We start from the raw sequence: 10,605 nt of genomic DNA, 5'->3' as shown, positions 1-10,605 counted from the left end.
GTGGAGCGCTGGGAGGAGAGGAAGCCCCTCGTGGCGCTCGAATGGACCAGAATAGAGCGCTTCGCCGGGATAAGCCACGCTACCAACCTGCCGGCTCACGTTGCAGAAAGGCAGGCGAAAAGTGCAGAGGAAAGGCTGAGGGTGTCCTACAACGCTCCCGTGGAAATCGAGAAGGAGGTTTCCCGGTCTCTGGGCCCTGGAAGCGGAATCGTCGTGTGGGCCGAGACCGATTCGCTAAGGCTCGGTGGCGACGCCCTCGGAAAGCGAGGGAAGCCGGCCGAAGCCGTTGGCAGGGAAGCGGTGGAGGAGCTCATCAACGCTCTGAGGACGGGGAGCGCTGTTGACAGGTTCCTCGGCGACCAGGTTGTGCCCTTCCTCGCCTTCGCGGGTGGAGAAGTGGGGATTTCGGAAATAACGAGCCACCTTGTGACGAACGTCTGGGTTGTCGAGCGGTTTTTGGGCAAGACCTTCGAGGTTGAAGGGAAAATTGGAAGGCCCGGGAAGGTTAAGGTCGTGAGAAAGGTAGAGGTTTAGCGGGCTTCATTAGGCCTTTTTCTCCTCTGCTCTCTCAAAGTCCCGGGTAGATGGAATGTGGAACGCCTGAAAAGGCAATCTGCTGAATTAACTCTCAGAAGGGCCAAGAGGAGGAGTTTTGGTGCGGTGGCCGGGATTCGAACCCGGGTTACCGGCTTGGAAGGCCGGTGTCCTAGACCAGGCTAGACTACCACCGCATCACAAAAGTGGTGGGGCGAGGGGGATTTGAACCCCCGACACCCGGATCTTCAGTCCGGCGCTCTCCCAGGCTGAGCTACCGCCCCGCGTCAAAGGATAGAAGGCTTGAGCAGATTTATAAATCTTGCGGTGTTCTTCGGAACTCTCTTTTAAATCTTTGGTTCGACCGCGTAGACCGTCCTGTCCTCCCCTATTCCCTCGATGAGCCCGCGGTGCCTCCTCACGCAACTCTCGCACTCGCCGCAGTGTATCGGCTTTCCGTCCTCGGTGAAGCCCCTCGGCATGTAGCAGGAGTTGGAGTACTCGTACTTCGCGTTTAACGCCTTCAAAAGCCCCGCTATTCCCTTCTTATCGAGGTTGATGAGCGGAGCCACAACCCTAACCTCGCTCAGCGTCCCGTAGCGGAGCATCTCGTTTACTCTCTCCACGAACTCGGGCGTGTTGTCTGGGAACGTTGCCCCCTCTTCAGCGTTGAAGCCGACTATAATATCGCCTCCGCCGAGGGCATCCAAAAGCGACGCCGCGATAGCTATGAGGACGACGTTACGAGCTGGAACCCAAACGCTTTTAGCTATTTCCCGGGCAAAGCCCATGTCTTCGAGCTCTTTCGCCGTAACCTTCGGCGTCTCCCCGCCGACTAGTGTAGTGCCCCTCAGCTTGGAGAACTCCTCAAGGAAGTCGAGCCTTATTATCTTCAGCGGGATGTCCAGTTCCTTTGAGAAGAACTCGGCAACTCTGTTGGTAACGCGCTCCTCGTTGCTGCCGTAGTTGACCGTGAGCATTATAACCTCGTCGTAGTTCTTTCTGGCCCAGTAGAGGCAGGCCGTTGAGTCCAACCCACCGGAGAACAAAACCACCGCGCGCTTCATTCAACCACCTCCGGGAGTAGTTTGATCCCGACTTTTTCTGCACGGTTTCTAAGCCTTTTGTCGTAGGTCGCGAGGGCACCGACGTCTTTAGCTACCGCAAGGATCACGGAGTCGTTGTAGTGCGCCAAGCTGAGGCTCTGTAGAAGTTTAAAGCCCTCAAGGAGGTACTGCCTGTCATCCACGAGGGAAGCCCTTGAATCGAAGAGTATCTGCTCGATGAGCTCTCTGGCCTCTACCGTGCTAAAGCCAAGCTTCCTGAAGTTCCAGACGGTCTCGTAAACAACTACCGTCGGCACAATCCAGCGGTCGAGAGAGCGAATGATGTTCATGGCACTCCTGTGGTGTTCTAAATCCTCAACCGCAGCATATATGAAGACGTTGGAGTCAATCACGGCTCCCATGACATTTCCTCCTCCATGGCTTCCTCCGAGATTCTCTCAAGCTCTTTCGCGGTTAGTTTTCTTCCGAGCCTGAAGGTTTTCCACTTCTTCCTTGCCCTTTTGATGACTATCTCATCTCCCCTCAGCTCGACGCTCAGGTACTCCCCCTCCTTTATGCCGAGGGCCTTTCTAATCTCCGCTGGAATCGTTATCTGGTAGTTGCGCGTGACCTTCGTGAGTGGCATAGTAGGTCACCATAGTATAGTAGATTTTCCTACTAAATAACCCTTTCGCTCACTCAAGGGCGAGGCCAACGATGTCTTTAACGCTCGAAAAGCCCTCACTCTCAAGGTACCTCTCGATTCCCACGCTTATCTCCTGGAAGACCTTCCAGCCGCGGAGTGAAACGGCAGTGCCGATCTGCAAAGCTGAGGCTCCAGCGAGGAGGAACTCAACCGCGTCCTGCCATGTGGTTATTCCACCGATGCCTATCACAGGGATGTTAAGGGCCCTCGCGAGGTCGTAGACGGCTCTCAAAGCTACAGGCTTAACCCCCGGCCCGGAGTAGCCCCCGACCTTGTTGCTCAGTATTGGCTTTCTCGCGTAGACCTCAATCGCTATCGCCTTGAGAGTGTTTATTGCCGAGACGGCATCGGCACCCGCTTTTTCAGCAGCAAGGCCGAGCTTCGTTATGTCGTCCGTGTTGGGGGTGAGCTTGGATATAACCGGCTTATCGGTGGCGTCCTTGACAGCCTTAACAATAGCATAGACGTTTTCCGGTCTCTGGCCGATCTCCATGCCGTAGCCCTTGGCGTGGGGGCAGCTGAGGTTCAGCTCAAAAGCATCCGCAACGTCGCTCAGCTTTTCGGCAAGGAATGCGAACTCTTCCGGTGTTCCACCGAAGATGGAAACTATAAGCGGGAAGTCGAAGGTGTAGCCATTCACCATCTCAAGGAAGCCTTTCCAGCCGGGGTTTGGCAGGCCCATCGCGTTTATAAGCCCGCAGGGGAGCTCGACTATAGTCGGGTTTTCATAGCCCTTCCTCGGCTCGATGCCTATTGACTTCGTGACGACGCCTCCGGCCCCCTCCTCGTGGGCGCGAATCCACTGCTCCGGCACCTTGTCGTTTATTCCCGATGCTAGGATCAGCGGGTTCTCGAACCTTATTCCGAAAAGCTCTACCTCAAGGCTGGCCATCTTAACACCCCGAAGGCAAAAGAGAAATTAGACTAATAAAATTTCCTACAAAAATAAAAGAAGAAATGTGTTGATTCTACCTGTTTGTTATTACCAGTGGAAATAGACCTCATAGCTTGTCCTGTCATTGTTTTTGTACCAATACTTTGCACCATTTGCACCATACACCTTAACATAGGGTGGCATGGCATCTGAGTCTCCCGCTGCTCTGTATAGTGTTACGCTCACATCTGCTGTTATTGTCTCACCATCAAGTCCAAAGGTAAATGTTACTGACTGCACTTTCCACGCAGAACCGTATGTATTTACTACAAAGTTTATTGTCTGAGGAGATTGATGTATGGTTCCTGCATAACTAGGAGGCAATGGAACGGCGTCACTACTTATATACTCCTCAACAACGTCTAGTATATACTTACGTATTCTATCACCGGCCAATCAGGAGGACCAAGGTAGTATGAGTCAGCTCTATATTCGACATGAGCCTTTACATCTCTTTCTGCATAATACCACGTGTTACTATTATCCAGCGTTACATAGTCGTTAGTGTTTGCTATAGCAATGTGTTTACCTCCTTTCTTCCATCCATTAGGATCCGGGTCTTGGAGATATGGCACATCCTGGTAAAAACTATCATACCATAACCCCGTAGGTTTGGGGGTCTCTATACCATCTCCCAAATGCCATTCAACCTTTGTCCAAGGGGCTGCATGGATAACACCGGCAGGTAATAGCTTAGTATCAGTATCCGAGTCTATAGATGTTGTACTATATAGAATGCCGTCGGATTCCTTTAAGGTCACCCCTTTGCTCCTGAGCTCAGAGATGATCCTTGATTTGTCGCTTTTTATTTTTTCAGCTGTTCATTACTGATTATTTTTTATGAAGGTCTGCATTTAAGTTTAATCTGGTTATTGGGTGCTGGGGTTCAAACACGACGAATCGACCCCACGAGTAAAGGGTGTTATCATACACCCCAATGACGGACACAAAGTATTTCCTTTCCTTAAACACCGTCCTCTTAACAGGTTTGTATGTCCCGTTAATATATTGGACGATTTCTTGAACTCCTACAGGTATCCGCTCTATTTTTGATGATATTGCAGTTGTCCCTTTAATACGTCTAACTATAACAACTCTAGGTTTTTGAGAGTTGTAGTCAATTACTGAGACAATAAGTTCGTCAGCAAAGGGCTTTCCTTCAAAGTAAGGTTCAACGTTGAAAGTTGCCAACCCAACAGGCTTCCCTTGGAGCCAGTCCATGTACAGGGAATAGAGCTCTGGTGAATCTCTGGCTGAAACTCCCTGGCTAGCTGGAACAACAAAAAAACAAGAAGTACCATACTCAAGATAGCCACTTTCTTCCACCACATGATATATGCCTCCAACTAATGTTGGCATTAATTTTAACTCTCTAATAGTATAAATGGTTTTTTGTGATTATTTGTACATTGCCTTATAAACAAAGTTCGAATGATTGCAAGCACACATTGATAGTAGTGTGTGGTATGTTAACAGAAGTTTAAAGGGAAGTTAAGCTAATACACGATATTAAAACGTTAAGAAGCATGCTTTAGTGGCGGCGGGCGCGCCCGGGGGTGGGAACCCTCCACCGCACCCTTCCACCGGGGCTCGCTCACCCCCGCTACCCCGGGAGCGCCGAACGTCCCGCCTACCGCTGCTCCCTTCCGGGCCTGGCGGGGTTCGGCGGGCAAAGGGCGTTAGTCCGGCCCTTCAGCCGAACCTCGCCCACCGCCGGCCCCCCGGGACGAGGGTTCATCGTTATACCCCGGCTTCCGGGTGCGGCTTCAGGAACCTCCCCCCGGGCTTCGGCCCCGGCATATCGACGGTTTCCGGTTACAGGGGACGCCGAACCCCCCGGCCTAGCCCGCCGCCAAGGTTAGTTTTCTGAGCGGGATATATAAAGGTTTGGTAAGCCCGAAACCAAAGGTTGTCCACCTTTGGATTGAAAAATTTTCATAAGTTCTTCCACTAATCCGCTCACAGGTGACGCCCAATGCGTCTCAGGGAACACCCTATTCTCCACTTCAGGCGTGGCAGGGAGCTGACCATTTACTTTGAGGGGAGGCCGATAAAGGCCTACGAGGGCGAAACTATAGCGATGGCCCTCCACGCGGCTGGCATAAGGGTTCTCAACCACTCCCCAAACAAAAATCGCCCGAGGGGCCTTTTCTGCGCCATAGGCAAGTGCTCTTCCTGCCTGATGGTCGTCAACGGGATTCCGAACGTCAGAACCTGCATAACCCTCGTTGAAGATGGCATGAGGATAGAGCGCCAGAAGGGAAGGGCCAGGCTCCCAATCAAAGCCAAGCCACCTGAGTTCAGGGAGGCAAAGGTAGTGAAGGCTGACATTGTGGTCATCGGTGGCGGGCCCGCTGGCTTAATGGGAGCAATAAACGCATCCGATGCCGGGGCAAGGGTTGTTCTCCTCGATGAGAACCCTATGCTCGGCGGCCAGCTCGTCAAGCAGACCCACAAGTTCTTCGGGAAGAGGGAACAGTTCGCCGGTGTGAGGGGAGTGGAAATAGCGAAAATTCTGGAGGAGGAAGTTAGGAAGAGGGAAAATGTGGAGGTGTTCCTCGAAACTTCAGCGGTGGGAATCTTCCACGATGGAAACGAGAAGCTCGTCCTTGGCGTGAGGAAGAACAGGGAACTCATAGAGTTCCGCGGAAGGGCCGTCATCGTTGCCACCGGCGCGATGGAGAGGATGATACCCTTCGAGAACAACGATTTGCCCGGAATCTACGGGGCTGGGGCTATTCAGACGCTGATGAACACCTACGGTGTCAAGCCCGGTGAGAGGGTTCTTATCGTCGGCGCCGGGAACGTCGGACTTATTTTAGCGTACCAGCTCGTACAGGCCGGTGTTGAGGTGAGGGCGATAGTTGAGGCGATGCCCAAGGTAGGTGGCTACTTTGTGCATGCTGCCAAGGTGAAGCGCCTAGGCGTTCCGATACTCACGGGGCATACGATCCTGCGCGCTGAAGGAAAGGAGAGGGTGGAGAGGGCCGTTGTGGCACAACTCGACGAGAACTGGAAGCCAATCCCGGGAACGGAGAAAGTCTTTGATGTGGATGTAATAGCCCTCGCGGTCGGCCTGAGACCGAGCATTGAACTCCTCCACCAGGCGGGCTGTCAGATAAGGTTCATCCGCGAGCTCGGAGGCCACGTCGCGGTTCGTGATGAATGGATGGAAACTACGGTCAGGGGAATATTCGTTGCCGGCGACTCGGCCGGAATAGAGGAAGCCACCACCGCGATGCTCGAAGGCAAGATAGCGGGCATAGCTGCCACCCTGAGGCTTGGAATAGCCGAAGAGGGCTGGGTAAAGGAGATAGAGGGAGCCCAGCGCGACCTTGAGGAGTTCCGGTCCGGGCCCTTCGGGAGGCATGTTGCCGAGGGAATAAGGAAGCTCCTTGAGGGTGTTGGAAATGCCTGAGATCCCGGCTTATCTCCGGAGGGGCTACATAACGCCCGAGGAGCTCTTCTCGATAATTCCCAAGCCAAGAGAGGAGAGGCTCCGCCAGAGGCCCGTTGCGGTTCCTGAGTGCCCCCAGGAGATTCCATGTGCGCCCTGCAGGGAGGTGTGTCCCACAAACGCAATAAGCATGCCAACGCCGAACGACCTGCCTATGGTGGACTACGAGAAGTGCATCGGTTGCTCCCTCTGCGTGCAGATATGCCCAGGGCTGGCCTTCTTTATGGTTCACTACGTCAAGGATAAGGCGAGGATAACAATGCCCCACGAGCTCCTTCCTCTGCCAGAGAGGGGAGAGGAAGTCGTCCTCCTCAACCGCGTTGGAGAGCCAGTCGGGAGGGGAAAGGTTCTCACCGTCGTTCCGAGGGAGAAGACGAAGGGGGACACGCCGATAATCACCGTCGAGGTGCCCATTGAGCTGGCTTGGGAAGTCAGGGCGGTTAAGGTGGTGAGAGAATGAAAATCCAGCGTATTTTGACCGGAGAGCCATTTGAAAGCGGAGATTTCAGAGAGGTTCGCGGTCTAACTGCGCCTGAAGGGCGCATTCCAAGTGCGAACACTCAAAGAAAGGCATCGAGTCACACTCTCACACCTATCGGAGCGAGCTGTAGAGTAAAAACTTTTCCGCCAGCGCTCGTTGGGCGCAAAGTTCTCGACGTGTTGAGGCTAATGCCTCAACATGCGCAAGCAAGGGCTGCGGTGGAGGGGTGATCGGAATGTCCGGAAAGGTAATCATATGCCGCTGCAATGACGTAACCGCCGATGAGATTGAGGCCCTCATAGATTCTGGCGTTACAGACATTGAGGAAATCAAGAGACTCCTCCGCATAGGTATGGGGCCCTGTCAAGGGAGAACATGCATACCGCTCGTAATCTCTATCCTCGCGAGGAAAACTGGCAAGAGGCCCGAGGAGATCCCTCTCCCAAAGACGAGGGTTCCAATAAGGCCCGTCCGCGTTGGGGTTCTCGCGGGTGGTGACGATGAGTAAGATAGCTGTAATTGGGGGCGGAATAATCGGCGTGGCAACGGCTTACGAGCTGGCGAAGCTTGGGGAAGACGTCATACTCTTCGAGAAGAACTACTTCGGCTCGGGCTCGACTTTCCGCTGTGCAAGTGGAATCCGCGCCCAGTTCACGGACGAGGCCAACGTAAGGCTCATGAAGTACGCGGTCGAGCGCTGGGAGAGGCTTGAAGACGAGCTCGGTTTCGATATAAACTTCAGGCAGACAGGCTATCTCTTTCTCGCGACGAGTGAAGAGGAGATTGAGGCCTTTAAGGCCAACATACGGCTTCAGAACCGCTTTGGAGTCCCGACGAGGCTCATCGATATGGACGAGGCCAAGGAGATAGTTCCGATCCTAAACCCGGAGCCGTTCCTGGCTGGAACCTGGAATCCTAGGGATGGGAAGGCGAACCCGTTCAAGACGCTCTTCGCCTACCTCTTCAGGGCCAGGGAGATGGGAGTTGACGCGAGGGAGCACACTGAAGTTATTGGCTTCGAGCGCGAGGGAGATGAGATAACCGCGGTCAGGTACAGGAGCAGGGGAAAGGCCGAGAGCGTTAAGGTAGATGCCGTCCTCAATGCTACCAATGCCTGGGCACCAACAATCAACGAGATGGCCGGTTTGAAGCGCGGTATTGTGCCTATAAAGGTCTACAAGCACCAGCTTGTCAAGACGGAACTCCTGGAGAAAGGGCAGGCCGAACCTCTGGTCTGCCCGCCGAGCTGGAACGACGCGTACATAATCCAGGACGGTGAGGATGGTGGAATAATCTGCGGTGCGGGGATAGAGCATGAAGCGAGGGGCTTAAACGATGTCGAACCGACCTACGACTTTCTGCGTGGAGTTTTGAGGTACGCCGTGATGATGGCCCCCCCGCTGAAGTACGCCCACGTGATAAGGCAGTGGGCGGGCTTCTACGCCAAAACCCCCGACAGGAACCCGGCGATAGGGAAGCTCCTCGAGGACTTCTACATCTCAGCAGGCTTCTCCGGCCACGGCTTCATGATGGCACCGGCAGTTGCGCAGGCGATGGCGGAGCTGATTGCCAGAGGTCGCTCCAAAGTTCCCATTGACTGGGAGTGGTACGATCCGTATCGCTTCGAGCGCGGTGAGCTGCACACGAGTGCGTTCCAGATAGGGTGAGTCTCACCTTCCTACTGCTCCCCAGTTTTTATCATCCACGCGACAAGAAAAAGGTTATAAAGCTACCCGGTTACCACCGTGAGGGTCATCATGAGGATAGTCTTCGACGTAGGTGGCTCGGTTCTCGTTCCCGAAGACCCGGACATCAACTTCATAAGGGCTCTCTCCTACGAGCTCATCAAAATAAGCGAAGACCACGAGGTTGCAGTGGTGGTCGGAGGTGGAAAGGTCGCCAGGAAGTACATCCACGCCGCGAAGACCTTCACGCCCAACGAGACCTTCAAGGACTACATAGGGATTCACATCACACGCGCCAACGCGATGCTGCTCATAGCGGCACTCGGCGAAAAGGCCTACCCCTTCGTCATCCAGGACTTCCGTAAGGCCTGGGAAGTGATACAGCTCAAGAAGATACCGATAATGGGCGGGACTCATCCGGGACACACGACCGATGCGGTAGCTACTCTCCTCGCTGAGTACCTCCAGGCTGACCTCCTCATTGTCGTTACGAACGTTGATGGAGTTTACGACTCCGACCCGAGGAAGAACCCCAACGCGAAGAAACTCGACAGGATAACGCCGGAGCAGCTCGTAGAGATAGCGATGGAGGCGGAGAGCAAAGCAGGAGAAAGCAGTGTCGTTGACGCTTTAGCTGCCAAATTCATTCAGAGAGGCGGGATAAGGACGTATATCGTGGGCAAAAAAGATGCGTACCACCTCTTCGATGTCGTGAGGGGGAAGCACAGCGGAACCGTTGTGGAGCCTTGAAGTTTCTACTCTTTTGTTCGCTTTTGACAAAAGTTTTTATAGTTCCGGAACGTAAAGTGCATCCATGCCAGGAAATGGACATATAGATGAGGCGATTTTCTACAAGAAGACTAAGACACCAGAAGGAGAGAGGCAGTTCTGGGAAGCTTTTTTTCAGAAAATTCGCGCCAAGGATAAAAGAAAGTGAAGTTGACGGAAGAGTCCATTTGAGGGCATGCTACCTTTGAAAAGAGTGCTGAGGGAAAGCCTAACTGTTTTTAGGTGTCGAGCTAATTTCTCAAGCGCAAAGTTTAAAGAGCAGGTAGATTTCTGATTCTGTAAATTTTCTGATGCGAATTTTAGTCACTGCCATTTTTATAACACTGCATTCTTTGACTTTGCAGAGGAGGCCATCTTCAACTTCGCTGTGTTTGAGAAAGGAGCAAGCTTTAAGAATGCAACGTTCTACGGCAACGCTCACTTTAAGGATGTCGAATTCAAAAAGATAGTAGAATTTCAGTTAGCAGAATTTAGAGGGGATGCTGTATTCGACGGATCCATTTTCGAAAACGTCTAATTTTTGTGGGAGAAGACATATACGAAGAACCCAAACCCAGATTTCATAAGAAACTTAGATTTTCAAATTGTAATTTCGGGAGCGGGGTCCCTTGTGACAACATCTACGATTGATACAGAAAGCACTGTTGTTAGAACTAAACTAATTGAGAGTCAATTGAAAGGATTGTTCGGTTATAATTTATTATTATGAAGGTAGGTTAAGGTCTCTCCAAGAAGCGGCAAGAATTCAACGTTTAAGCTTTGAAAAGGAAGGAAAACGTGCCGAAGCAGATCAAATGTTTGTTGTAGAAATGCGTGCTCGGAGGAAGTATAGGTTACTACAAGGTAGGTACTTGGAGTTTTAGCTTTTCTGGACTATACGAGGTGAGCGGAAAGGTAATTAACCTTCATCCCAATGATGGGAGTGATAGAAGCCAACCCTATAAACGTTCTCCTCTACGAGGTACGCGAGATG

Annotated in this window: 14 protein-coding genes, 2 tRNA genes, 1 other RNA gene and 1 pseudogene; 8 read left to right on the top strand and 10 right to left on the bottom strand. The window is 52.6% G+C overall.

The annotated features are described in order from the left end of the window. The coding region (locus MVD07_RS01760) for an RNA 3'-terminal phosphate cyclase (protein WP_297497823.1) at positions 1-534 on the top strand (534 nt) is incomplete at its 5' end. A gap of 119 nt (positions 535-653) precedes the next feature. Here MVD07_RS01760 and MVD07_RS01755 read toward each other — a convergent pair. The 10 genes from MVD07_RS01755 to ffs form a co-directional block, all read right to left on the bottom strand. Continuing rightward, positions 654-731: transfer RNA gene (locus MVD07_RS01755), tRNA-Gly, on the bottom strand. A 10-nt stretch (positions 732-741) separates the two neighbouring features. After that, a tRNA-Phe gene (locus tag MVD07_RS01750) sits at positions 742-818 on the bottom strand. Between the two features lie 63 nt (positions 819-881). Next, entirely contained in the window at positions 882-1,601 is a 720-nt protein-coding gene (gene queC / locus MVD07_RS01745; RefSeq protein WP_297497821.1) for a 7-cyano-7-deazaguanine synthase QueC, read from the bottom strand. Next, positions 1,598-2,002: a PIN domain-containing protein gene (locus MVD07_RS01740; RefSeq protein WP_297497819.1), complete on the bottom strand. Its 405-nt coding sequence runs from the start codon at positions 2,000-2,002 to the stop codon at positions 1,598-1,600. Before MVD07_RS01740 ends, queC begins: the two co-directional genes overlap by 4 nt. Next, positions 1,990-2,226, bottom strand: coding sequence for an AbrB/MazE/SpoVT family DNA-binding domain-containing protein (locus MVD07_RS01735; RefSeq protein ID WP_297497817.1), 237 nt, complete (start codon positions 2,224-2,226; stop codon positions 1,990-1,992). The genes MVD07_RS01740 and MVD07_RS01735 overlap by 13 nt, the downstream gene beginning before the upstream one ends. A 49-nt stretch (positions 2,227-2,275) precedes the next feature. After that, positions 2,276-3,178, bottom strand: a complete 903-nt coding sequence (locus MVD07_RS01730) for a dihydroorotate dehydrogenase (protein ID WP_297497816.1) — start codon at positions 3,176-3,178, stop codon at positions 2,276-2,278. Between the two features lie 90 nt (positions 3,179-3,268). Continuing rightward, positions 3,269-3,616, bottom strand: coding sequence for a hypothetical protein (locus MVD07_RS01725; protein ID WP_297497814.1), 348 nt, complete (start codon positions 3,614-3,616; stop codon positions 3,269-3,271). Then, entirely contained in the window at positions 3,583-3,981 is a 399-nt protein-coding gene (locus tag MVD07_RS01720; RefSeq protein WP_297497812.1) for a hypothetical protein, read from the bottom strand. Before MVD07_RS01720 ends, MVD07_RS01725 begins: the two co-directional genes overlap by 34 nt. 70 nt (positions 3,982-4,051) lie before the next feature. Continuing rightward, positions 4,052-4,579 (bottom strand): hypothetical protein, encoded by a 528-nt coding sequence (locus tag MVD07_RS01715; RefSeq protein WP_297497779.1) that lies wholly within the window; start codon positions 4,577-4,579, stop codon positions 4,052-4,054. Between the two features lie 179 nt (positions 4,580-4,758). Then, an RNA gene (gene ffs, locus MVD07_RS01710) (signal recognition particle sRNA) lies at positions 4,759-5,072 on the bottom strand. A 123-nt stretch (positions 5,073-5,195) separates the two neighbouring features. Between ffs and MVD07_RS01705 the strand changes: the two genes are divergently transcribed. The 7 genes and pseudogenes from MVD07_RS01705 to MVD07_RS10915 all read left to right on the top strand — a co-directional run. Next, positions 5,196-6,638, top strand: a complete 1,443-nt coding sequence (locus MVD07_RS01705) for an FAD-dependent oxidoreductase (RefSeq protein ID WP_297497776.1) — start codon at positions 5,196-5,198, stop codon at positions 6,636-6,638. Continuing rightward, the gene (locus MVD07_RS01700) at positions 6,631-7,137 is read left to right on the top strand and encodes a 4Fe-4S binding protein (RefSeq protein WP_297497773.1); all 507 of its coding nucleotides are present in this window, start codon (positions 6,631-6,633) and stop codon (positions 7,135-7,137) included. The genes MVD07_RS01705 and MVD07_RS01700 overlap by 8 nt, the downstream gene beginning before the upstream one ends. Before the next feature lie 256 nt (positions 7,138-7,393). Then, positions 7,394-7,666: a (2Fe-2S)-binding protein gene (locus MVD07_RS01695; RefSeq protein ID WP_297497828.1), complete on the top strand. Its 273-nt coding sequence runs from the start codon at positions 7,394-7,396 to the stop codon at positions 7,664-7,666. Continuing rightward, on the top strand, positions 7,659-8,825 hold the full coding sequence (locus MVD07_RS01690; RefSeq protein WP_297497826.1) for an FAD-binding oxidoreductase: 1,167 nt from the start codon (positions 7,659-7,661) through the stop codon (positions 8,823-8,825). The genes MVD07_RS01695 and MVD07_RS01690 overlap by 8 nt, the downstream gene beginning before the upstream one ends. 90 nt (positions 8,826-8,915) lie before the next feature. Next, positions 8,916-9,593, top strand: coding sequence for a UMP kinase (gene pyrH / locus MVD07_RS01685; RefSeq protein WP_297497825.1), 678 nt, complete (start codon positions 8,916-8,918; stop codon positions 9,591-9,593). Positions 9,594-9,657: 64 nt separating this feature from the next. Next, on the top strand, positions 9,658-9,780 hold the full coding sequence (locus tag MVD07_RS01680; RefSeq protein WP_297497771.1) for a hypothetical protein: 123 nt from the start codon (positions 9,658-9,660) through the stop codon (positions 9,778-9,780). Positions 9,781-9,981: 201 nt separating this feature from the next. Next, positions 9,982-10,149 (top strand): annotated as a pseudogene (locus tag MVD07_RS10915) (pentapeptide repeat-containing protein); the annotation flags it as partial. Between the last annotated feature and the right edge of the window lie 456 nt (positions 10,150-10,605).

The sequence above is a fragment of the Thermococcus sp. genome (assembly GCF_027008145.1).
Taxonomy (GTDB): Archaea; Methanobacteriota_B; Thermococci; order Thermococcales; family Thermococcaceae; genus Thermococcus.
This window is presented reverse-complemented; position numbering and strand designations above follow the sequence as displayed.

What these genes read in the sequence shown, in the direction of transcription:
- queC (WP_297497821.1), bottom strand. Translation starts at nt 1,601, where the DNA reads ATGAAGCGCGCGGTGGTTTTGTTCTCCGGTGGGTTGGACTCAACGGCC.
- MVD07_RS01740 (WP_297497819.1), bottom strand. Translation starts at nt 2,002, where the DNA reads ATGGGAGCCGTGATTGACTCCAACGTCTTCATATATGCTGCGGTTGAG.
- MVD07_RS01735 (WP_297497817.1), bottom strand. Translation starts at nt 2,226, where the DNA reads ATGCCACTCACGAAGGTCACGCGCAACTACCAGATAACGATTCCAGCG.
- MVD07_RS01730 (WP_297497816.1), bottom strand. Translation starts at nt 3,178, where the DNA reads ATGGCCAGCCTTGAGGTAGAGCTTTTCGGAATAAGGTTCGAGAACCCG.
- MVD07_RS01715 (WP_297497779.1), bottom strand. Translation starts at nt 4,579, where the DNA reads ATGCCAACATTAGTTGGAGGCATATATCATGTGGTGGAAGAAAGTGGC.
- MVD07_RS01705 (WP_297497776.1), top strand. Translation starts at nt 5,196, where the DNA reads ATGCGTCTCAGGGAACACCCTATTCTCCACTTCAGGCGTGGCAGGGAG.
- MVD07_RS01700 (WP_297497773.1), top strand. Translation starts at nt 6,631, where the DNA reads ATGCCTGAGATCCCGGCTTATCTCCGGAGGGGCTACATAACGCCCGAG.
- MVD07_RS01695 (WP_297497828.1), top strand. Translation starts at nt 7,394, where the DNA reads ATGTCCGGAAAGGTAATCATATGCCGCTGCAATGACGTAACCGCCGAT.
- MVD07_RS01690 (WP_297497826.1), top strand. Translation starts at nt 7,659, where the DNA reads ATGAGTAAGATAGCTGTAATTGGGGGCGGAATAATCGGCGTGGCAACG.
- pyrH (WP_297497825.1), top strand. Translation starts at nt 8,916, where the DNA reads ATGAGGATAGTCTTCGACGTAGGTGGCTCGGTTCTCGTTCCCGAAGAC.
- MVD07_RS01680 (WP_297497771.1), top strand. Translation starts at nt 9,658, where the DNA reads ATGCCAGGAAATGGACATATAGATGAGGCGATTTTCTACAAGAAGACT.